21 protein-coding genes and 1 tRNA gene are annotated in these 22,950 nt (G+C 40.7%); 12 read left to right on the top strand and 10 right to left on the bottom strand.

The window, feature by feature from the left end:
* Window positions 1-358 precede the first annotated feature (358 nt).
* Window positions 359-1,573, top strand: a complete 1,215-nt coding sequence (locus tag HWV01_RS20540) for a glycerophosphodiester phosphodiesterase family protein (RefSeq protein WP_211673273.1) — start codon at window positions 359-361, stop codon at window positions 1,571-1,573.
* Window positions 1,574-1,785: 212 nt separating this feature from the next.
* On the opposite strand, the gene HWV01_RS20535 is transcribed toward HWV01_RS20540, so the two are convergent.
* Together HWV01_RS20535 and HWV01_RS20530 are read right to left on the bottom strand one after the other, a co-directional pair.
* Entirely contained in the window at window positions 1,786-2,358 is a 573-nt protein-coding gene (locus tag HWV01_RS20535; RefSeq protein ID WP_211673272.1) for a pyridoxamine 5'-phosphate oxidase family protein, read from the bottom strand.
* A gap of 53 nt (window positions 2,359-2,411) precedes the next feature.
* The gene (locus tag HWV01_RS20530; protein WP_249185392.1) at window positions 2,412-2,852 is read right to left on the bottom strand and encodes a hypothetical protein; all 441 of its coding nucleotides are present in this window, start codon (window positions 2,850-2,852) and stop codon (window positions 2,412-2,414) included.
* 269 nt (window positions 2,853-3,121) lie between these two features.
* Between HWV01_RS20530 and HWV01_RS20525 the strand changes: the two genes are divergently transcribed.
* Window positions 3,122-3,745, top strand: coding sequence for a heme-binding beta-barrel domain-containing protein (locus HWV01_RS20525; protein ID WP_211673270.1), 624 nt, complete (start codon window positions 3,122-3,124; stop codon window positions 3,743-3,745).
* 136 nt (window positions 3,746-3,881) lie between these two features.
* On the opposite strand, the gene HWV01_RS20520 is transcribed toward HWV01_RS20525, so the two are convergent.
* From HWV01_RS20520 to rpsU, 4 genes are all read right to left on the bottom strand, one after another.
* Window positions 3,882-3,958 (bottom strand) — tRNA-Ile (locus tag HWV01_RS20520).
* A gap of 114 nt (window positions 3,959-4,072) precedes the next feature.
* Entirely contained in the window at window positions 4,073-5,899 is a 1,827-nt protein-coding gene (gene rpoD / locus HWV01_RS20515; protein WP_211673269.1) for an RNA polymerase sigma factor RpoD, read from the bottom strand.
* A gap of 249 nt (window positions 5,900-6,148) precedes the next feature.
* Window positions 6,149-7,888, bottom strand: coding sequence for a DNA primase (gene dnaG / locus HWV01_RS20510; protein WP_211673268.1), 1,740 nt, complete (start codon window positions 7,886-7,888; stop codon window positions 6,149-6,151).
* Window positions 7,889-8,156: 268 nt separating this feature from the next.
* Complete coding sequence (gene rpsU, locus HWV01_RS20505; protein WP_006032380.1) at window positions 8,157-8,372, bottom strand: 30S ribosomal protein S21; 216 nt, start codon at window positions 8,370-8,372, stop codon at window positions 8,157-8,159.
* Window positions 8,373-8,566: 194 nt separating this feature from the next.
* Here rpsU and tsaD point away from each other — a divergent pair, with 194 nt between their 5' ends.
* The 5 genes from tsaD (at window position 8,567) to HWV01_RS20480 (ending at window position 13,567) form a co-directional block, all read left to right on the top strand.
* The gene (tsaD, locus tag HWV01_RS20500) at window positions 8,567-9,610 is read left to right on the top strand and encodes a tRNA (adenosine(37)-N6)-threonylcarbamoyltransferase complex transferase subunit TsaD (protein WP_211673267.1); all 1,044 of its coding nucleotides are present in this window, start codon (window positions 8,567-8,569) and stop codon (window positions 9,608-9,610) included.
* Between the two features lie 192 nt (window positions 9,611-9,802).
* The gene (locus HWV01_RS20495; protein WP_211673266.1) at window positions 9,803-10,294 is read left to right on the top strand and encodes an LPP20 family lipoprotein; all 492 of its coding nucleotides are present in this window, start codon (window positions 9,803-9,805) and stop codon (window positions 10,292-10,294) included.
* A gap of 54 nt (window positions 10,295-10,348) precedes the next feature.
* The gene (locus HWV01_RS20490) at window positions 10,349-10,951 is read left to right on the top strand and encodes a penicillin-binding protein activator LpoB (RefSeq protein ID WP_211673265.1); all 603 of its coding nucleotides are present in this window, start codon (window positions 10,349-10,351) and stop codon (window positions 10,949-10,951) included.
* Window positions 10,952-10,960: 9 nt separating this feature from the next.
* The gene (locus HWV01_RS20485) at window positions 10,961-12,493 is read left to right on the top strand and encodes a hypothetical protein (protein ID WP_211673264.1); all 1,533 of its coding nucleotides are present in this window, start codon (window positions 10,961-10,963) and stop codon (window positions 12,491-12,493) included.
* Between the two features lie 75 nt (window positions 12,494-12,568).
* Window positions 12,569-13,567, top strand: coding sequence for an LPP20 family lipoprotein (locus HWV01_RS20480; protein WP_211673263.1), 999 nt, complete (start codon window positions 12,569-12,571; stop codon window positions 13,565-13,567).
* Between the two features lie 100 nt (window positions 13,568-13,667).
* Here the strand turns inward: HWV01_RS20480 and fis are convergent, their stop codons facing one another.
* The 3 genes from fis to prmA all read right to left on the bottom strand — a co-directional run bounded on the left by fis (window position 13,668) and on the right by prmA (window position 16,156).
* On the bottom strand, window positions 13,668-13,967 hold the full coding sequence (gene fis / locus HWV01_RS20475) for a DNA-binding transcriptional regulator Fis (RefSeq protein ID WP_045108812.1): 300 nt from the start codon (window positions 13,965-13,967) through the stop codon (window positions 13,668-13,670).
* Between the two features lie 15 nt (window positions 13,968-13,982).
* Window positions 13,983-14,948, bottom strand: coding sequence for a tRNA dihydrouridine synthase DusB (gene dusB, locus HWV01_RS20470; protein WP_211673262.1), 966 nt, complete (start codon window positions 14,946-14,948; stop codon window positions 13,983-13,985).
* Between the two features lie 326 nt (window positions 14,949-15,274).
* The gene (prmA, locus tag HWV01_RS20465) at window positions 15,275-16,156 is read right to left on the bottom strand and encodes a 50S ribosomal protein L11 methyltransferase (protein ID WP_211673261.1); all 882 of its coding nucleotides are present in this window, start codon (window positions 16,154-16,156) and stop codon (window positions 15,275-15,277) included.
* Window positions 16,157-16,555: 399 nt separating this feature from the next.
* On the opposite strand from prmA, the gene HWV01_RS20460 reads away from it, so the two are divergent.
* The 5 genes from HWV01_RS20460 (at window position 16,556) to HWV01_RS20440 (ending at window position 21,901) form a co-directional block, all read left to right on the top strand.
* A complete protein-coding gene (locus HWV01_RS20460) occupies window positions 16,556-17,923 on the top strand; it encodes a TolC family protein (protein ID WP_211673260.1) in 1,368 nt (455 codons plus the stop codon).
* Window positions 17,924-18,922, top strand: coding sequence for an HlyD family secretion protein (locus tag HWV01_RS20455; RefSeq protein ID WP_211673259.1), 999 nt, complete (start codon window positions 17,924-17,926; stop codon window positions 18,920-18,922).
* A 9-nt stretch (window positions 18,923-18,931) separates the two neighbouring features.
* Window positions 18,932-20,140: an ABC transporter permease gene (locus HWV01_RS20450; RefSeq protein WP_249185391.1), complete on the top strand. Its 1,209-nt coding sequence runs from the start codon at window positions 18,932-18,934 to the stop codon at window positions 20,138-20,140.
* A complete protein-coding gene (locus HWV01_RS20445) occupies window positions 20,133-21,299 on the top strand; it encodes an ABC transporter permease (protein WP_249185390.1) in 1,167 nt (388 codons plus the stop codon). Before HWV01_RS20450 ends, HWV01_RS20445 begins: the two co-directional genes overlap by 8 nt.
* Before the next feature lie 92 nt (window positions 21,300-21,391).
* The gene (locus tag HWV01_RS20440; protein ID WP_211673257.1) at window positions 21,392-21,901 is read left to right on the top strand and encodes an aminoacyl-tRNA deacylase; all 510 of its coding nucleotides are present in this window, start codon (window positions 21,392-21,394) and stop codon (window positions 21,899-21,901) included.
* Window positions 21,902-22,007: 106 nt separating this feature from the next.
* On the opposite strand, the gene HWV01_RS20435 is transcribed toward HWV01_RS20440, so the two are convergent.
* Window positions 22,008-22,841, bottom strand: coding sequence for a mechanosensitive ion channel family protein (locus HWV01_RS20435; RefSeq protein ID WP_211673256.1), 834 nt, complete (start codon window positions 22,839-22,841; stop codon window positions 22,008-22,010).
* Window positions 22,842-22,950 lie beyond the last annotated feature (109 nt).

The raw sequence follows: 22,950 nt of genomic DNA, 5'->3' as shown, positions 1-22,950 counted from the left end.
GTATTATCAGTTAGGACTTATTGAAAAACTCTACAACGGCTTCAGTTTTAATGAACGAGACCTCAATTTTCCTCGAAAAACCCTATATCGAAAATGAAGACTTCAAAACATAGTAAAGAACAGAGACACAAATGACCCATGAATAAGACTTCATCGTAAAGTGAAAGTGTAACAAGCTGTTATATAAGAAAATTAATAATTGTAATGATGAGTGCAATTACATATTAGGTGATTTAGTATCACCAGTACTGATAATTATTTGATGCTTATTCACATTACTTATAACAGTAGATAAGCGAACACAGAAATAATAATTAATCAGCCAAATGGATAATTGCTTATTAAAAGGAAATACAAAATGAAGCAAATACTAAAGGGCTCAATCGTGCTCATACTCGGGTTAACTTCAATCACAGCTTGGGCTCATGAGTCGGCTAATTTAGGTCCTCGTCCAGCATATTTAGTCAATAATATGGATGATAGCGCCCTCAAAACTAAATTACAGCAATGTAGTGAAGGGCCATTTCAACGAAGTAGCTTTTCTATTGGCCACCGTGGCGCTGCCATGCAGTTCCCTGAACATACCAAAGAATCTTACCTTGCAGCCATTGAAATGGGTGCCGGTGTGGTTGAGTGTGATGTGACGTTCACTAAAGACAAACAACTTGTTTGTCGACATTCACAAAACGATCTACACACAACAACCAATGTATTATCAAAACCAGAACTTGCTAAGAAGTGTACTGTACCGTTTATACCTGCGAACCCAGCAACAGGCGAAGATGCCAAAGCAGAATGTAGAACGTCTGATTTCACTCTGGCTGAATTTAAGACGCTTAAAGGTAAAATGGATGGTTCAAATCCGAAAGCAACGACTGTCGAAGAGTACATGAATGGTACTCCAGGCTGGCGTACTGACCTTTATACGCAAAATGGTACATTAATGACCCATGCAGAAAGTGCTGTATTATTTAAAGCGCATGGTGTGAAAGTAACACCAGAACTTAAGTCGACTGCCGTAGCTATGCCATTTAATGGCTTTACTCAGGAGATGTATGCACAGAAATTAGTTGATGAACTAAAAGCAGCAGGTATTTCAGCATCGGATACCTATTTACAGTCATTTGATTTGAATGATTTAAAGTACTGGATTAAAAATAATCCAAGCTTTGGTAAACAAGCCGTATATCTTGATGAGCGTGTTTATGAACAAAAAGATTTTGTAGCATCGAAAGCCAGCATGAAAGCACTCAAAGATGCTGGTGTAAATATTATCGCTCCACCTTTGTATGCACTTGTCGATTTAGATAAGAAGAAAAACCTTGTACCTTCAAATTACGCCAAACTGGCGAAACAAGCTGATCTTGACATTATAGCATGGACACTAGAACGTTCAGGACCACTGGAACAAGGCGGAGGCTGGTATTATCAAAGTGTCAGCGAAGGTATTAATAATGATGGCGACATGATGAATATGCTTGATGTATTAGCACAAGATGTCGGTGTAATTGGTGTTTTCAGTGATTGGCCAGCAACAGTGACCTATTATGCAAACTGCATGAATTTAAAATAGCGAAGCAGTATTAATATTGTTAATAAGGACACGGTTTTAACATTATTAATCCACTGTAGACAATAAAAAGGGCTTTCGAGCTCTTTTATTTTGTCTGCGTTAAAAGTGAGAGATATATGACCAATATACCTCTTTAATACATGGGAAGTTATAATCAATATTTGAAATAAGCTTATTTCGGTATCACCGATATTCGCATTCAGGTTCTTGCTTTAAATGTTAGCATTGATATCAATCCCTGTTCGTTCAACGATTTCAGTTTCAAAACCATCAATACTTTGTTGATTTTGTTTAACCCAGTATTTTTCAATACCTTCTTTACCTTGACGAGTCGACCAGTTAGCTAAGTCATCGCGATCTTCATTATAATTGAAGTAAGGTACAGATTTGCCACAAGATGATTGAACCATTTCTATATCTAAAATGAATATTTGTCGGGCTGCCACGCTTTGTGGGAATAGCGCGCAGTATTTATCCCATTCAGGATCTTTTTGATGGATTACTTTTGCATTGCCATAAGCGCGAAGGATCAAAGGTGCCCCTTCAAAAGCGCAAAACATGACAGTCATTCGTGGGTTAATGAGCACGTGAGAAGCTGACTCATTACCGCTACCCGTCAAATTAAGCCAAGCAATGGTGTTTATATCGATAACACGAAGGGAATCCCCACCTTTAGGTGAAAGATTCACATTACCAGTATCTGCTGCTGTGCCGACAAAATAAAGGCGCTGCTCGCCAATAAATTTAATATGCTGTTCTGTTAACGCCGAAAATTGCTTCCCCATGTCATATTCCCTCGTGACTTGTATTTATGTTGAATAATGTATGTTGTTTATTGTCATGATTTATCTATATATATTTTTAGCATGCCTAAGCCGTAACAACTACCAATCACGACACAGATTAATGACGATATAACCATAAATGTGATATCAGTTGCCAGTTCAACCATGTAGTCTGAGCTAGCAAATAAAACGACAGGAATACCGATAAGACCTCTGGCCAAAAAAGCAAAGGCAATCAAGAATAAAGCCGTTTTTAAAAATGGCATTTTCTTGATAATGCCTACACCAGAAATAGCGTAGATAGATGAGATAGCTAAGAGCAGGGCAATGATACTGGTGATTATGGTTGGATAAATAGAACCTTGTTCACTCATTACTGCCATTTCTTCACCCGCACCAAAAAAACGGTACCAGTCTGCACCGCCAAAGATAATGGCGATATGTAGAAATGATGCGATTAATGTAAATATTCCCGCTAATTTTAATGACCTCATTATGCAACTCCTTTGCATATAATTTAATTCTTAACGTACGACGTTAGCAGCACTTTGTTTATGCAGCAATAAGACTGTAAAAGTTATGCTTAGTTAAGCCGTTCAACTTAACCTCTATTTAAACATAGGTTTAGCTGATTTGATGAACTTTAGTTTATATTCACTCATTGAAAAAAACGATTAAACATATAGTTTTAATCAATTACCCCAAAAGTATTAATGAGGATAATCTTATTGGCAATAATCCACAATAAAAATAAGGTTAAATCATGAATAAAAAAGTAGCACTATTAGCTTTAATCTCTTTATCTTCGGTAAGTTTTATACAAAATGCGAGGGCAGCTGATTTAGACTTAGGACCATTAACTAATTTAATAGGTACATGGGAAAGTACAAAATTCGGAGGTGTAGATGTTGCACCAGGGCAGGCCGGTAGTAATGTTGGTAAGGGAGGTCCTGCTGTTGAACCATATTATGAAACTATTACATTTGAACCTGCAGCAGATGCAACAAATGCAAGTGAACAATATCTAACAGCTCTATATTACAAACAAGAAGTTTTTAGAAAAAGAGATAATGGTAAATTTCATGATCAAAGAGGTTATCTGATTTACGATAAAAAAAATCAAATGGTATATAACTCTTTTTGTATTCCAAGAGCGGTATGCGTAGTGGCCGAAGGTAAAGCAGGGCAGGTCATTAACTTTGAGAGTTCAACGAGGGGTGTTGCTGAAAGTAAATTTATGACAGAAAAAGATACAACAACTAAATTTAAAATGTCTTTAGATATGTCAGAAAAAGACATATTGAAATATTCTCAAATTACGATCTTGAATGTATATGGAGGGGATTTTACACACACCGATTCAGGTACTTTCAAAAGAAAGAGTTAACAAACTCCTAACTAAGAGCGCAGGGTCTGTCATATTAGTCAGACCTAGCCTAGCAGTCAGAACCTGAGGCAGACCGGAATCACTTTCTTACAGGCATAAAAAAACACCTGATGTTTCCATCAAGTGTTCTAAAATTTGGTGGGCCCTCCCAGACTTGAACTGGGGACCTGCCGATTATGAGTCGGATGCTCTAACCAACTGAGCTAAGGGCCCTGATCTCTCGAACGTTCTTTATGACGTCTTAAGATGCAGAAAGTATATAAGTATACTTTCTGCATGTCTAGGCTATATTCAATAACTTAGACAAGAAAAGAACTAACTGCTCAATTATTCGTCTAAGAAGCTGCGTAGCTGTTCACTACGGCTAGGATGACGTAATTTACGTAATGCCTTTGCTTCAATTTGACGAATACGCTCACGCGTTACATCGAACTGTTTACCCACTTCTTCAAGTGTGTGGTCTGTATTCATATCGATACCAAAACGCATACGCAGTACTTTAGCTTCACGGGCTGTTAGGCCTGCTAAAACGTCGTCTGTCGCGCCTTTAAGGCTATCTTTTGTAGCAGCGTCAACTGGTAAAGAAAGCGTTGTATCTTCAATGAAATCACCTAAGTGAGAATCTTCATCATCACCAATAGGAGTTTCCATTGAGATTGGCTCTTTAGCAATCTTCAATACTTTACGAATACGATCTTCTGGCATCATCATGCGCTCGGCCAATTCTTCTGGCGTTGCTTCACGGCCCATCTCTTGCAGCATTTGACGTGAAATACGATTCAGTTTATTGATTGTTTCAATCATATGCACTGGAATACGGATTGTACGCGCTTGGTCAGCAATAGAACGTGTGATTGCCTGACGGATCCACCATGTAGCGTAAGTCGAGAATTTGTAACCACGACGGTATTCAAACTTATCTACAGCTTTCATCAGACCGATGTTACCTTCCTGAATTAAATCGAGGAACTGTAGACCACGGTTGGTGTATTTTTTTGCAATCGAAATTACTAGACGTAAGTTCGCTTCAACCATTTCTTTTTTCGCACGGCGAGCTTTCGCTTCACCAATACTCATACGACGGTTGATATTTTTGATCTGTGAAATAGTCAGACCAGTGGTACTTTCTACTAATTTTAATTTGTTGACACAGCGGCGTACGTCAAAGTCGATACGTTGTAATGCTTGCGCATAAGGTGCCGCTGATTGTTGTGCTTTTTCAAACCAAGTAATGTCAGTTTCGTGGCCAGCGAATGCTTCAACGAATGCTGCTTTTGGCATTTTGCATTGTTCAACACACATCTTGATGACAAGACGTTCTTGAACACGTACGTGATCCATCATGTCACGCATGCTATTTACAATGCGATCAAACTGTTTTGGGATCAGACGGAAAGTACGGAATACTTCACTTAGCATTTCAACGTGTAGGCGTGTTTTCGGGTGTTCTAACCCGTCTTCTTTAATGCCTTTCAGTAATGCTGCATGATATTTGCGTAACTCGGCAAATTTCTCAGCTGCTTCTTCAGGATCCGGGCCTTTATTGCCTTCTTCCTCATCTTCGTCATCATCATCATCAGAGTCAGTTTCTTTGGTTGGAACTTCAGAACCGATATGTGTTGCTGTTGGTGCTACATCGTCTGCATTTGGATCGATGAAACCAGTGATGATGTCACTTAAACGTGTTTCTTCAGCAAGGAACTTGTCATATTCAGCTAATAACGAGTTAATTGCTTCAGGGTATTCTGCAACGGCAGTTTGTACCGCATAGATACCTTCTTCAATTCGTTTGGCAATTTTGATCTCGCCTTCACGAGTCAATAATTCAACGGTACCCATCTCACGCATGTACATACGTACAGGATCGGTAGTTCGGCCAATTTCAGATTCTACAGAAGCAAGCGCTGCAGCTGCAGCTTCTGCGGCATCATCATCTGGCGCCGTTGTATTTTCGGCCATCAACAAATCATCTGCATCAGGTGCTGTTTCTAGCACTTGAATACCCATGTCATTGATCATTTGAATAATATCTTCAACCTGATCTGAGTCCACAATATCTTGTGGTAAGTGATCATTTACTTCTGCATATGTTAGGTAACCTTGTTCTTTACCTTTAGCTACAAGAAGTTTTAATTGTGATTGAGGGGATTCCATAGAATACTTCCACTCCGGTGACGTGGTTCAAAGATACAGACGCAAAAGCACTGCGCAAACAAAGCAGTATAGTGCTAAACGGTGCTTTTTTCTACTTGTTGGTATAATTATGTGGTCAAAATGCGCGTAATTTTAACTTTTATCACGTTATATTAGGCGAAAGCTTTTAACTCAGTGTAATAAATCGATTTAATTCGACTCTTTTTTGTTAGTACATTAAATGGGGTTTAATGGATCATATTTCAAGCGTTATGATGATTTTAATTCATCGAGAATACTTTTATATTCTAAACGCTCAGCCTTAGTCAATCCACCTTGCGCTAATTTCAATTGTAGTTCACTGAAACGTTGTTCGATGACTTGTGTTGAAAGAACAAATAAAGTATCGAAAAACTCTGCTTCGACCGCTTCATCTGCGCCATGATCCCAAACAGCTAGTTTTATCAGTGCTTTCTGCTCTGGTGTATCGTGCCAATATTCTAATAACTGTGCTGTATTGATCTGATCGCTACTGTTTGTTTGTGCTAATAATTTTAATAAAATATTAACGCCGGGTAATTTTAATTGCTTTAAATCATCGAATACCGGCAGGTTAAAACCAATGTGAGGATTTTGTAATAATAAACCAATCGCGCGGCGTATTGGTGTTATTTGGAGCGATTTTTTGGCCGGCTTACTCGTCGCTACAGTCGTAAATAGTTTATTTAACTTGGCTTCATCCCAAGCTAAGAAACGTGCTAATTTTTTTAATACGATACCACGGTAGAAACCGTCAGGCATTTTTTCAATCAGCGGCTTAGCTTGGCTGGCTAATTTACTACGCCCTACATCGGTATGGGTATCGATATCTTGGCTTAAGCGACTGAATAAAAAATCCGGTAAGGTCTGTGCATCTTTAAACAGTTGCTCAAGTGCATCTTTACCTTGGTTACGAACCAATGAATCAGGGTCTTCACCATCGGGTAAAAATACAAATTTGAGATCTTTACCATCACGTAATTGCGGTAAGGCATTTTCGAGCGCACGCCATGCAGCGGCACGACCTGCTTTATCGCCATCGTAACAACAGATCACTTCATTGGTATTGCGGAACAAGGTCTGCATGTGATCGCCAGATGTCGATGTGCCCAGTGACGCGACTGCATAATCAATCCCAAACTGGGCTAATGCCACCACGTCCATATACCCTTCAACCACGACAATTTTGGGTATCTCTTTATAGGCTTGGCGTACTTCGTATAGCCCATAAAGCTCTTTACCTTTATGGAAGATCGGCGTTTCGGGTGAATTCAGGTATTTTGGTTTTTCATCACCTAGTACTCGACCACCATAACCAATGACACGTCCACGTTTATCCCGGATCGGGAACATGACGCGTTCACGAAAACGATCGTAACGACGTGATTGACCTTCGTTCTCAATTAATACACCAGTGGTGAGCAACTGTTCTTCGGTGTGTTTGTCACGGCCAAAGCGTTTTAATACGTTGTCCCAACCTGGGGCTGCATACCCAATGGCATATTTAGTAATGACTTCTGCAGACAGTCCGCGCTGCTTTAAATAGTCATTAACCACACGTTTATTCGGGTGTTCTTTTAACTGGTACTGATAGAAGCGCGTGACACTTTCGAGTAGTTGGTAATAATCTTTACGCTCAGGTGCTGTCGGGCCGTTATTATTGCCACCTTCTTCTCTGGGTACTGTAACACCGTAAAAGCCCGCTAAATCTTCAATGGCGTCGACAAACTCAAGGTTGTCGTATTCCATTAAAAAACCAATGGCGTTACCGTGCGCACCACAACCAAAGCAATGGTAGAACTGTTTATCTTGGCTGACAGTAAAAGAAGGGCTTTTCTCATTATGGAACGGGCAGCAAGCATGGTAGTTTTTACCTGCTTTTTTAAGCTTTACGCGTTTTTCGACGATATCTACGATATCAGCTCGACCTATCAAGCCATCGATAAAGTCGCGAGGTATTCTACCGGCCATATGTACCTAACTAATGAGTGTGAAGATTATTGGGAATCGCAATTACAGTAACAATTACAGTAAATACGTGACTTATTTTGAACAAATCAGTTATGTACTGGCATCGTTATAAGACTAGGGTAATAAATTTTATGAGTCTTGAAAAGCAAACAAGCCGTGACTCTAGGAGTTCACGGCTTGTTAATAGGCGTTATCTTCAGCAGACTAAGTCAGAAACTTACTCAGTGGGATAAGCCTAAAATGCATACAGTAGTTATACTAATAGAGATTAGTATAGACGTACGCGACGTGCATTTTCACGAGACAGTTTCTTAGCTAGACGCTTAGATGCTGCTGCTTTAGCACGTTTACGAACTGTAGTAGGTTTTTCGTAATGCTCACGACGACGTACTTCAGACAAGATACCTGCTTTTTCGCAAGAGCGTTTGAAACGACGTAGTGCAACGTCAAACGGTTCGTTTTCACGTACTTTAATTACTGGCATGTTTTCTTCCAACCTTTGGGCTTGATGATTCCAAGTTATCTGGAACCTAAAAATATTTTTATAGAAATTCTATAAAAATGGTGCCGAATTGTACTCTAGAACGCGATTAAATGTAAAGCGTAATAATTTGGCGCTGGAGAAATAAGTATAGCGCAGGTACTATTGTGCAGTCATGTATAAGGTGAATGAATAAAATGCGCGTAATAGGAATAGAAACATCATGTGATGAGACCGGCATTGCAATTTATTGTGATGAACAAGGGCTAATGGCTCATCAACTTTATAGCCAAGTAAAACTGCATGCCGATTATGGCGGTGTGGTACCGGAATTAGCGTCACGTGATCATGTGCGTAAAATTATTCCACTGATTAAAGCCGCATTAGCAGAAGCGGGCTGTACTAAAGATGATATTGACGGTATTGCCTATACAACGGGTCCTGGACTGGTTGGTGCATTAATGGTGGGGGCGACGGTTGGTCGTAGTATCGCTTATGCGTGGGATATTCCGGCATTAGGTATTAACCATATGGAAGGTCATATGTTAGCGCCAATGCTTGAAGAGAAAACCCCAGATTTTCCTTTCTTAGCGATGCTAGTGTCGGGTGGTCATACTCAAATCGTGCGTGTTGATGGTATTGGTCAATATGAATTACTGGGTGAATCTGTTGATGACGCTGCCGGTGAAGCATTTGATAAAACCGCGAAACTGCTGGGCTTAGATTACCCTGGTGGCCCAAGATTATCAGCATTAGCAGATAACGGTGTCGCTGGACGTTATAAGTTTCCACGCCCAATGACTGATCGTCCCGGCTTAGACTTTAGTTTCTCAGGGCTAAAAACATTCGCGGCGAATACGATTGCTAAAGAAAAGAAGTTAGCAGAAGAAGCGGGTGCAGATGCGGTTGATGAACAAACCCGTGCTGATATTGCGTTTGCATTCCAAGAAGCGGTTGTAGATACCATTTCGATTAAGTTAAGAAGAGCAATTAAAGAAACCGGTATTAAGCGTCTGGTTGTTGCTGGTGGTGTAAGTGCAAATAAATACTTACGCATCAAATTAGCAGAAATGATGAATAAGCAAAACGGCGAAGTATTTTACCCGCGTATTGAGTTCTGTACTGATAATGGCGCGATGATCGCGTATGCCGGTTTACAGCGTTTACGTCACGGTGGCGATGACAGTTTAGAGATCACTGCACGCCCACGTTGGCCATTAGATCAAATGGATGCGATATAAGTCATAACTATTTGATAATTTAGTTGTCATAGCTACCGATATCGGTAAATTTGAACAAAATAAACCAGACTATCGGTAGATTGCCTGGTTTTTTTATGCTTGTGTAAAGGCTACGTAAGTGTATTTGGCTAAATATTATTTTAAATTATAATACTATATATTATCTAAACACTTTTTAGGGATAAGTTAATCATGAAAATAGCAACATTGAAAGTTACGGTCGCAGCCGGAATAATGGCTTTATTATCAGCATGTTCTAGTCAAACCAGCATTGACAGCGACTTAGGCGTTAGTGGTGCACCTGATTGGGTTAATATTGGTACACAAGCAGTTGAAAATGATTCAGGCCGTCTATTACACGGTGTAGGGATGTCAAATGGCATTGCTGACGAATCTTTACAAAAATCTGTTGCAGATAGTCGTGCACGTGCCGAAATAGCGCGTATCCTAGCGACATCTGTTGATGCGATGCAGGCTGATTATACAGCCGCTGCCAATGGTGAAGTAAGCGCTAATGTTGAGCGCGAAATTAAAGCGAAAACGAAATTAGCACTGAATGGCGTGAAAATTATTGGCCGTTGGAAGAACCCAGACAATGGCGATATTTATGCTTTTGCAGAATTAGACCTGTCTGATCTTGAAGCGGCAATTAAGCGTGCAGCAGCATTAGAATCAAAGCAGTAACCGTATTTAGTAAGTTATTAATAGTCGTTCGTCAAATTGGAAAGGAAAATAGCAATGAATAAGTTATTCAAATTAGTATTAGGCTCGATCTTAGTATCGTCATTATTAGCCGGCTGTAGTACCTCTGTAGAGCGTATTGATGCGGGTCAAACGGTAGATTTAAGTGGTGCTTGGAATGATACTGACTCACAAATGGTAGCGCAGGAAATGATCAGCGATGCGCTAGCGCGTCCTTGGTATAGCAACTTCGCGGCAAAAACAGGTAAAGCACCTGCTGTGATCGTGGGTTCTGTGCGTAATTTAAGCCATGAACACATTAATACCAAAACATTTGTTAATGAAATGGAACGTGAATTAATTAACAGTGGTCGTGTTGAGTTTGTTGCATCAAGTGACGAACGTAGCGAGATCCGTGAAGAGCGTATTGACCAAGATTTAAATTCTTCTGAATCAACACGTAAAGCTGCAGGCCAAGAGAAAGGTGCAGACTTTATCCTTAAAGGTCAGATCAACACAATTCTTGATACTGCATCTAGCGAGCAAGTACGTTATTACCAAGTTGATTTAAGCCTAATCAGCCTAGCGGATAACCGCAAAGTATGGGTTGGTCAGAAGAAACTGAAGAAACTCGTGTCTAACGGTAAACTACGTTATTAATAGGTCGTAATGAAAGCTGTATTAACATTTTTACGTTCGCGGCGTTATCTCGCGATTATCGTATTTAGCTTGTTGCAAGGCTGCTCGTTGCAGCAGCATCAACTCAATGATTTGGCACAAACGCTAGATAATGGTAATGCCAGTCAGGTATTGGCCGACGTTGCGCAACGGGAATACCCCGAGCGTGACTTAGCCCAATATAAACTGACATTAGGCTTATTGCGGGCTGTAAATGGTGATTTTGCGGGTGGTATTCGTGAACTACAAGCCGCTAAAACTGAAATTAATCAGTTACAAGCGTTAAGTGTTAGCGAAAATATAGGCGCTGTAACGGTTAATGAAACGTTACGGAGCTATACCAGTACTGCCAGTGAACGAATGTTATTACAGCAGTTATTGATCTTGTCTTACTTGATGGAAGATGACCTTGATGGCGCCCGTGTTGAAGTATTGCAAATGCAAGAGTTGGCAAAAGGGCTGTCGGATAATGGATTATCAGGGCTAGTATCAAGTAGTTATTATTTGGGCGGTTTGGTGTATGAACTTGGCGGTGAAACCGATAATGCCATGATCAGTTATCGTCAAGCTTACCAAGTAATGCAAACCAGTAAGATCAAGATACCGACTGTATTGCAAGACAGTTTACTGCTTGCGTCAAAGCAATTAGGCCTCAGATCTGAACATGCTACATATGTGAAAGAATTTGGGCATGACGTAAAGTCGCCTGATCGCAATAAAAGCCAGTTGATTTTAGTGTATTGGGGCGGTGTTGTATCAGCGAAGCAACAACGTTATTTAAGTGTTTATGTACCAAGTTTAGGCTATAACATTTCCTTGGCATTACCTTATTATGACAATGATTATGTTAAACCTGTACCTTGGCGCTTTAGCGTACTTGGTAAAACGGCCGAAACTGAAATATTTGATGATGTAAACTTATTAGCACGTGCCGATCTTGATGCTGAGTCTGCTGATATATATGCAGCAGCATTAGCGCGGGTTATTATTAAACAAACTGCATTACACGAAGTGAAGAAAAATGACGAGGGTGGATTAGCGACCTTGTTATTGAATGTTACTAGCATGGTCAGTGAAATGGCTGATGTACGTAGCTGGAATATGCTACCGGCGAGTATTCAAGTGCAACGTTTGGCATTAGATCCAGGCGCTTATTATTTACAGCAACCAAGCCAGACTAGAGGCTTATCTGTTACTGATATCGCGCCCGTTATACCTGTATTAGCAGCATCAGTTGACCCAGCATTAGTTAATGCAACAGCAAGTATTAGCGATAAGGCTGCCAATAGTGCAGCTGAATCTGACAACGGATTTAGTTTACCACAGTCAAATACAACACTTGCTAATGATAAAGATAACCTTGTTAGTATGGATGACCCGAGTTCAGAGACGGTAGCAATGACGAATATTACCGATGTTCCGGTTGTTGTTAGTGCGAAGCCTTTGTTATTGAAGCCGGGTAAAACCGTTTTACTATTCTATTCAAGTGCCGCTAAAAAGGCATACTACACCTTATCACCTTAGTTATTCATGAATTGCTGGCCCTGTATTCAATGTGGGCTAGCGTTCAAGTAACGGCTTGTTACAGGATTCGAACATATGATAAATAAATTCTTTTCTACCAGTTTAATTTCTGCTGCTGCAATCTTGATGAGCGCGTGTAGTAGTACCCCTGAACGTCCAGCTTGGTTAGACGGTGCTGATGTTAACTATCCTGAAAACGTTTATTTAAGCGCATCTGGTCAAGCGAAATCGGCTAGTGTGGCAGATAATCGTGCATTAGCTAATTTAGCAAAAATTTTTGAAGTATCGATTGCTGATGAAAGTATTGATTTTAGCGAAGCAAGTATCAGTCAAAGTAATGCCAGTGGCAGTACTATTCGTCAGGTCGATAACAAGCAAACCTTATCTCGTTTTGTAAACACGCAAGCGCAACAAGTACTGCAAGGCACCCGTATTGTCGAACGCTGGCAGGATCCGGTTAGCGGCCAGCAGTCTAGTCTCGCAGTAATGAAGAAAGCACCTGCGGCGGCATTATTTATGCAGTCAATACGCGCTGCAGATGAACAAACAAGTGCAGCAGTGAAGTATGCTGAGCAGCAAGCGCCGAACCCTCTTATTGCCCTTAGTTCATTAGAAAGTGCCCGTCAGCGCCAAATCACACGCTTAAATGACAATAATAATCTACGAGTTGTGACAGGGAATGACATTAACGTTGAATATTCGGTCGAAACCTTAACTAAAATGATTAAAAGCCGTTTAGCTGCATTATCATTTTCAACATTGGCAACAGATGAGCAAGCGTTATTGTCTTTGCAGGGAGGGGCGTCAGAGGTTGGCGTACAGCTAAAAGATGATAGCCAGTACAAACTAGTATTAACATTGGATAAAGGCGCTGTAGAACAACGTCAGGCATGGTATTGGTTACGTGGAAACATTGTATTGAATGTGATGGATGGCAGCCGCAGTATTAGTAATAAACGTTGGCCATTTAAGATCTCTGCACAAAGTGAGCAATTATTAGAGCAACGATTAGCGACTAAGTTGAGTACTGAATTACCCGGATATGTATATCAAGTATTAACGCCGGAAATATAATTTATTCATTATATTGGTACATCTTATTTTGTGTATAAAAAAAGCCAGTCCTGATTTATCAAGGCTGGCTTTTTATTACATTACGTTATGACAATGACGCTTAGTTCATACCGTAACGTTTTAGTTTCTTCCGAAGAGTACCACGGTTGATGCCCATCATCACAGCTGCACGGGTTTGGTTACCGCGAGTATACTGCATAATGATATCTAGCATTGGCGCTTCAACTTCTGCTAATACCAAGTCATAAAGGTTTTCTACGTCTTGGCCATTTAATTGTGCAAGGTAATTTCGTAGTGCTTGTTGGACAGAATCACGTAATGGTTTCTGTACAATTTGCTCAGCTTGTTGCACGGTTGCAGTAGTTGTTAGGGCACTAGGAGCCAGATTTTGTTCAAACATATATTGCTCTTCTCGTTAGCTTAAATCATCAAAATATTTCATTAATGCAAGGTGTTGTTCAGCAGAACTCTCCAATGCATTAAAGCTTTTACGAAACTCAACACCATTAGTCTGGTGTTGTATGTACCAACCGACGTGTTTGCGTGCAAATCGAACGCCCTTAAACTCACCGTAAAACTGGTGTAGGTTTTCGACATGTTGCAAAATGACTCGGCGAACTTCGTCTGCAGTTGGTACGGGTAATTTTTCACCTGTTTTAAGATAGTGATTTATTTCCCGAAAAATCCAAGGATTACCTTGAGCGGGACGTCCGATCATAAGACCGTCTGCTCCTGTGTACTCAAGTACCTGCTTTGCTTTTTCTGGGCTATCAATATCACCATTCGCGATCACAGGAATGCTAATGCTAGCTTTAATCGCTTTTATAGTGTCGTATTCTGCATTGCCCTTATACAGGCAGGCTCGAGTACGACCATGAACCGCAAGGGCTTGAATTCCAGCTTGCTCTGCGATTTCTGCTATCTGTATACCATTGCGATTTTCTGGATCCCAACCGGTACGTATCTTTAGTGTTACTGGTACATCAACCGCGTTCGTTACCGCGTCTAAGATTAGCTTCACTTGCTCCGGATGTTGCATTAATGCAGACCCAGCCATTTTTTTATTCACTTTTTTCGCAGGACAACCCATGTTGATATCAATGATCTGCGCACCATTTTTTACATTATGCTGCGCGGCTGCTGCCATCAACGCCGGATCTGCACCTGCGATTTGCACTGAACGGATCCCGGTTTCGCCAGCATGATCCATACGCTGTTGCGATTTTTCTGAAGACCAAACTCGAGGGTTACTCGATAGCATCTCTGACACGGCCATACCAACACCCAATTCACGACAAAGTTGACGGAAGGGGCGGTCAGTAACACCAGCCATTGGAGCCAAGAATAGTTGGTTATCCAGAAGATAAGGACCTATTTTCATCTGTTGCGGCTCATTTGCTCTAAGGCGGCGTATGTTACGCAGTTTTCACCCGAGTTAAAAGGTTAATAATTAGACTATTGAATATTTTTTTAGTTAAAATCATTAAATAGTAAAAAAAACACCTCAAAATCAAATTATAACAACAGATAATCGAGCTAAATTACTTATTATTCAATTTTCACTTAGATTAAATGTGAAATTAAGATAGCTTGCATTTTAGCCTGATTAATTACTGTTAGCACGTTTTTTACGTACTTACTGTTCGTTTTATCTACACAAGCCTCGTTTTTGAATTTGCTTATGTAGAATAAACAGTATGGCTAATATTATTTAATTTGGCCGTTTAAGCGTGCCCACTCATCAGAGAATGTTGGTTCATCCATGATACAGTGCTGACGATAAATTTCGTTCAATTCTGCTGCTTGGTGATCCAAAATACCAGATAAGGCCAGTTTACCACCTGGTTTTAAGAAACTGACTATAAGCCCTGATAGCTCACGTAGTGGTGCTGCAAGGATATTCGCAACCACGATATCAGCTTTGATACCTTCAGGTTGATCTGCGGGTAAATACAATTCAATCTGGTCTGCAACGCCATTACGTTCAGCGTTATCACGACTTGCTAAGATAGCTTGTGGGTCGATATCTACCCCGATCACACGTTTTGCACCTAGTTTAAGTGCTGCGATTGCTAAGATACCAGAGCCACAACCGAAATCGACAACGGTTTTACCAGCTAAATCTTGGCCATCTAACCATGTTAGGCATAAGGCGGTAGTCGGGTGGGTACCAGTACCAAATGCTAAACCTGGGTCAAGCATGACGTTAACGGCATTTTCATCTGGTACTGGGCGCCAGCTTGGGCAGATCCATAGACGCTCACCAAACTGCATTGGATGAAAGTTTTCCATCCATTCGCGTTCCCAATCTTTATCTTCTAATAATTCTAATTTATAGCGGAAATCTGGACCTAATACCTTGGTTTTTGCTAAGAAAGCGAGGATTGGCTGCATGTCTTTATCTGCATCAAACAAACCTGTTACATCAGTATCACCCCAAAGCAGTGTTTCACCCGGCAGTGGTTCAAAGATTGGTGTATCTTGTGAGTCCATAAATGTAACAGCACTTGCTCCTGCGCCAGATAGCATGTTGCTTATCTTCTCAGCTGTTTCTTCGTTAGCATTAATTTTTAATTGGATCCAAGGCATCGATTTTCTCTCAGTTATTTCGTGGGCATAATTGTACGCACCTAAGCCATAAGACACCATCGGAATATGATAATTAAATGCAATTTTACGTTTTTTATGGACCTAACTATGGCGCATTAACATCCGCAGCTGTGCGCTTATGAGCTAAGGGTTATTAAAATTAGTCTAACACTGACATAGTTATCAACAAATTTATACGTTATCATTCGTTTTTGGTTATTCATTGTCATCTTCCGTATTCTATTTTTAGAGTATAAGCTCTACTTTTAGTTGTTATTGTATAAACGTGACCGTGTGTACAGTTATTGAAAATATTACCCATCGTTGTTTAATTGTTTGATATTAATTTAATTAATATCAACTGGCTATGCCACAACGGCGTGATTTTAGGAATAAAGTATGAAAAAAGTATTTTATGGCGTTATTTCTGCCATTGCATTAAGTTGTAATGTACAAGCAGCTGCTATCGATTTTTCTGAAGCTTGGTATCAAGTAGTACAGAAAAATGATGCATTGCAAGCAAAAAAAGAAGAAGTGAAGCACTCTGAAGCATTACAGAGTGCAGCGAAGTCGCTCTATTTGCCGAATGTTGATATTACTGGGTCATATACTCATTTAGATAAACCGATAGAAATCGATACATCTGGGGCGAAAGGAAAAGTGGGTGCTATTTCCCCTATAATAGCTGGAATGCTCCCTAATAGTGTCCCGTTATCCAATCAAAATGTAGCTCACTCTTCATTGAATGCAGTATTGCCGATTTATACTGGCGGTCGAATTACCGCGGCACAAGATATTCGTGAAGCACAAGTGAGTGAAGCGGAAAGTAATTATGATTTAGCGACGCGTGCGACATTTACGCAATTGGTGCAGTATTATTTTGGGGTGGTGTTATCCGAGCAAGTGTATCAAGTTCGTCTCGATGCGGTGGATGCTTTAGCCGATCACCTTAATCACGCGATCAAATTAGAACAGCAAGGTCAAATAGCCAAAGTTGAACGACTTATGGCGCAAGTCTCGTTAGACAAAGCGCAAATTGAAGCGCAAAAATCGCTACGTGATTATGAAATTGCCAAACTTGCGTTAACCAAGATGTTAAAACAGCAAGATTCGGTATTACCAACCACGCCGTTATTTGTGAATAATAGTATTACTTCTGTTACGCCGTACTTAAGCAAAACATTAACAGACCATCCAGGTATTGCGATCTTAAATGCCAAACGAGAACAAGCCAAAGGCATGGTTGAAATGGCTTTCGCTAAGCATTTACCAGAAGTGATGCTGTACGGTAATTATAATTTATATTCTGATGATTCTGTTATGGGCCAATCGGTACCTGAATGGATGGTAGGTGTTGGTGTTCGTATTCCTATTATTGAGCGTTCAGGTACTTCGCAAGAAGTTGTTGCAGCAAAAAGTTCGGTACGTCGGGTGAACTTATTACAAATGCAAATGCAGCAAGATTTATCCATTCTAGTGGAGAAAACCTATGCCGAAATGAGCCAAGCGTTAGAAGAATATAATTCTTTGGCATCGAGCCAAGCGTTATCAGAAGAAACTGTGGTACTGCGTCAAAAGGCATTTAGCCAAGGTCTATCAACATCACTGGAAATGGCCGATGCACAGTTATATGCAACGAGTATTCGTGTTCAGCGTCTGTCTGCAAGCTATAACTATGTTAAATCACTTGCACAATTACTATCTGTTAGCGGCGATATCGATCGCTTTATGGACTATCTACAAATCAATGGTATCGAGGTTAAATAAATGAGTAACGTTAAAACAGGCATCATTGCGGTAGTCGCACTAGCTGTTATTGGCTGGCTGGTATTTGAATTCAATAGTGCTTACGAGCCGAAAAGCATATTGTTACAAGGTCAAATTGAAGCCGAGCAATATAATATATCGTCTAAGATCCCGGGGCGTATTGCCTCGGTAGACGTAAAAAAAGGCGAATTGGTTAGGCAAGGGCAATTAATCTTCTCACTGGCGAGTCCTGAATTAGAGGCTAAGTTGGCGCAAGCAAAAGCCGGTCGTTCAGCGGCAAGTGCGATGCGTAAGCAAGCTGAATCAGGTGCCCGTGAACAGCAAATTATTGCGGCTAACGATCAGTGGAAAAAAGCTCAAGCGGCAGCGGAGTTGATGGAAAAAACCTATCAGCGAGTTGATAATCTTTATAAAGACGGAGTATTGCCTGAGCAAAAACGTGATGAAGTCTACACCAAGTGGCAAGCAGCTAAATACACTCAAAATGCCGCGTATCAAGGTTATCAAATGGCTAAAGAAGGGGCGCGTAAAGAAACCAAACAAGCGGCTATCGAGCAAGAACGCATGGCGGAAGGTGTGGTTGCTGAAGTCGAGTCTTATACTAAAGATACCAAGCAATACGCACAGCGTGATGGTGAAGTGGTACAGATATTATTAAAAGAGGGTGAGCTTGCACCGACTGGTTTTCCTGTGGTGAGTATTGTTGATATTAACGATAGCTGGGCGGTATTTAATATTCGTGAGGATTTATTACCACGGTTGAAAAAAGGCACGTTATTAACGGCGCGTATTCCAGCGTTAGGTGAGGCAACATACCAATATCAAATATCTCATATTGCAGTGATGGGTGATTATGCGACTTGGCGATCGACAGACAGTGCGAAAGGATTCGATTTACGTACTTTTGAAATTGAAGCAAGACCTGTTAAGCCGATTGCAGATCTACGTGTCGGTATGAGTGTATTAGTTGAGCTGGCTCCGTCAGCGACTGCGCAGTAAGTTGGTTTGATGATGAGTTTATTTATTACTCAGGTCAAAGCGGTTTGGCAGCGGGAAATTCAGCTGATATTGGCATCGAAATGGCAACTATCACTGGTGACTTGGTTACCAATTGCTTGCATGTTGTTGGTGTATGCTATTTTTTCACAGGGTATTCCACGTGATCTTGCTGTCGCGGTTGTTGATCAAGACCACAGCCGATTGTCACGCAGTTTGGTGCGTTATATTGATGGCAGTCCTTCGCTTGCGGTGACGGCTCAATTGACAAGTCTTGCCGAAGGTAAAGCATTAATGCAGCGTGGTGAGGTGTATGCTGTCGTGCATATTCCGCGTGAGTTTGAAAAGCAAATTTATCTCGCGATGACCCCAGAAGTCAGTACTTTCTACAATGCGCAGTACGTGTTAATTGGTAAGTTGGTATCGTCAAATATGGCGAAGACCTTTGCCACGTTTACAGCACAAATTGATGCGGTTAAAACATTGGCGAGTGGGGGGAATCTAGCTGTGATTAAAGGGGCTGTCGCGCCGATATCAACGCAAGTTAACCCGCTTTACAATACGTCAACTAACTATGTACCTTTCTTGGTCACAGCCGCGGTTCCTGCGCTATGGCAAATCTTTATTTTGGTGTCGGTGCTGTTGGCATTTGGGTTGGAATATAAAAACAATACCCAAAATAACTGGTTTCAGCGTGCGGATGGTGCCGTCGTTAGTGCTGTTATTGGCAAGTTATTACCCTATACCTTACTTTCTGTTGTCCATGGTTTATTATTTTTAAGTTTCTTTTACGGTTATTTAAGTTTACCCATGCACGGTAATTGGGGTTATTTATTGTTAATTCTGGTCGCTGGGGTATTAGCTGGACAAGCGATAGCATTATTTATCTTTACATTAACGATGAATTTAACTCAAGCAATTAGCATGGGCGCGGCTTATTCTGCTCCTGCGTTTGCATTTATGGGAGTGACATTTCCAGCAGAAAGTATGCCGCAGCTAGCACAAATATGGCGTTCGTTATTACCGATTACGCATTATATGCAGTTGCAAATAGGGCAGGTTAATTACGGGCAAGGCTTTATGACCTTGTTACCGCAACTCACGTCATTAGGCTTCTTTGTATTGACGTTAGTCGTGGCAATATTTCGTATTAAGCGCCATCGTGATCTCGCCGTTTTGAATAATAAAAACAAGCCAGCAATGGGACATGAAGATGAATAAATTCTTGGCACTTGTTGTACTCGAAATAAAAAGTATTTTTGCCGACCGTAGTATTTTGTTGACGATATTTGGTGGCATTATTATGTACTCGATCTTGTATCCGCTACCGTATTCTCAGCAGGTATCAAGAAATGCTGAAATAGTGGTTATTGATTATGATCGCAGTTCGATGAGTCGCGAATTAATACGCATGGTTAATGCGAGTCCTGATACCCGTATTACTGGTCAAGTTGATTCTGTCAGGGATGCTGAAGCGTTAATTGAGCAAGGAGGTATTAAAGGGTTCTTAATTATTCCTGAACATTTCCGCCGTGATTTATTGATGAAAAAAGCGGTCACCTTATCACTAGGTGGTGATGCTACTTACTTTATGACGTATTCGACCATCGCATCGGGGATCCTGAAGGCGGGCGGAACATTATCAGCGCAGATTAAAGTGGCGAGATTAACGGTTGATAAAGAAAATATCTTGTTAGCTAAGCAACAATGGCAGCCCGCTTCGTTAAACCTGCAACCTGTGTTTAATCAGGTTAATGGTTATTTGGATTATGTGGTGCCAGCGGTGTTTATTCTGATCTTGCAGCAAACGTTATTAATTGGCAGTGGTATCTTATCTGGCAGTCAAAACGAACGTTCAAGGGCGAAAGAGCAAGGTTATTGGTTAACCGCATCACCGACATTGTTGTTACTGGCGCGTAGCTGCGTGTTCCTCAGTTTGTATCTGGTATTTAGTTTGTATTACTTTGGTTTTGCATTGGATATTTATGGTGTCAACCGCCTAGCAGCAGCATGGGATATCCTTAAGCTATTGGTCCCTTTCTTGTTGGCCGTAGTGTGTCTTGGGGTGGCCTTAGGGCAATTGTATAACCAAGCTGAAACCGCGACACAGGTTATTTTATTTAGCTCAATGCCGGTATTGTTCAGTAGTGGTTTTATTTGGCCTGTGAGTGAAATTCCAACTTGGCTGGTTGCAGTATCACAATTATTCCCAAGTACCGCCGCTATTCAAGGTTTGTTGCAATTAAATCAAATGGGCGCCGATTTTGAGATGGTAAGACATTTTCAAACTCAGTTGTTAATTCAAGGGGTTGTCTATGCACTATTAGCCATTATTTTACTGCGTTACAAACAGCGTAAATATAGAATAAGTGCAGTCTAATATCATTCCTTAAATAATGCGTGATTAACTCGCGTTGTGGCGATTTAGCTTCCATACTTTGCTTGTTGAAAGAGTATTTTATGGAGGCTGAAATGAGTATGGCAACCAAAGTTGGCCAGTTCTTGGCTAGTCACAATATCGATTTTAGTTTAGTTAAGCATCGTCACACAGCAAGTTCATTTAATTCTGCACTATCTGCACACGTTCCCAGTTCACAAGTCACTAAAGCGGTCATTTTACGCGACATTGGCGGCGATTATCTCATGGCGGTAGTACCTGCAAACAAGCATGTATTAATTGGTGAGATTAATCGGCAAACAGGAAAGCAGTATTACTTATTGGCAGAGCATGAATTAGCGACGCTATTTCAAGATTGTGAACCTGGAGCTATCCCCTCACTCGGGCAGATTTATGGTATGGATATGCTGGTGGATGATATGTTGTTTGAACAGGAACAATTGTTTATTGAATCGGGTGATCACATGAATCTGATCAATTTAGATAAACGCCAGTTTGGCAAAGCGGTGGGCAGCTTACCGCATAGCCATATTAGCGGGTATAGCTTTAAAGAAGGACCGTTATTTGAACGTCGTGATCTTTGAGTGATCAAGACTGCTAAAAAGATTAATAGCAATAAAATGGGAGCCATATTTGGCTCCCATTTTTGTTTATAGTAAATAGTCTATAAAAATTATCTATCGCTAAATATTAGCTTGCTGGTGGTGTTGGATTACCTTGTATATGCAAGTCTAATTGTGGATAAGGGATCGCAATACCAGCAGCGTCAAGTGCAAGTTTAAGCTCTTCTTGCATGCTAAAATAAGCACCCCAGTAATCGCTAGTCTTAACCCAAGGGCGTACCGCGAAGTTCACTGATGAGTCTGCTAACTCTAGGATACCTACTGTGTAATCTGGATCTTGTAGGGTAAATTCGTTGTTTTTGATAACATTAATTAAAAGCGCTTTCGTTTGCTTAATATCTGCGTCATACGATACGCCAACCACAAGGTCTAAACGACGTTGACCTAATGCAGAATAGTTAGTAATTGTACCATCCATGATTGCGGCATTCGGTGCGATCACAACTTTGTTATCTGGTGTGATTAAACGTGTAGAGAAGATAGTAATTTCATCAACTGTGCCTGCTACACCCGCAGCTTCAATGTAATCACCGATGCGACAAGGACGGAAGATGACGATAAGTACCCCCGCGGCAAAGTTGGAAAGTGAACCTTGCAAAGCAAGACCTACCGCTAAACCCGCGGCACCGACAATCGCTACCAGAGAGGCTGTTTGAACCCCAAACTGGCTAAGGGTGGCGATGATGGTAAATATAAATACCAGCGTCCATGCCATGTTACTTATAAAAGAAGCTACTGTTTTATCTATATTTCGTTTAAGCAGTAATTTTGAGGTCATTTTTTTCATTACGCCAGCAAGGTATTTACCGACGATAAAAATGACTAACGCTAATAATATTTTTGTGCCGTAAATAGCGGCAATCTCAGGGGCTTGCTCTAGTAGTTTTTCAAGATATTCCATGGATAAAGTTCCTATCATTTAGAGTGTTAAATATGCGTGTACTTACATAGGGCATTCAATGACTATATTAGTCGAGCTTGATTGATATGTTACATTATTTTTAATCATT

The sequence above is a fragment of the Moritella sp. 5 genome (genome assembly GCF_018219455.1).
Classification (GTDB): domain Bacteria; phylum Pseudomonadota; class Gammaproteobacteria; order Enterobacterales; family Moritellaceae; genus Moritella.
The sequence above is the reverse complement of the archived record's forward strand: the minus strand, read 5'-3'. Positions and strand labels throughout refer to the sequence as shown.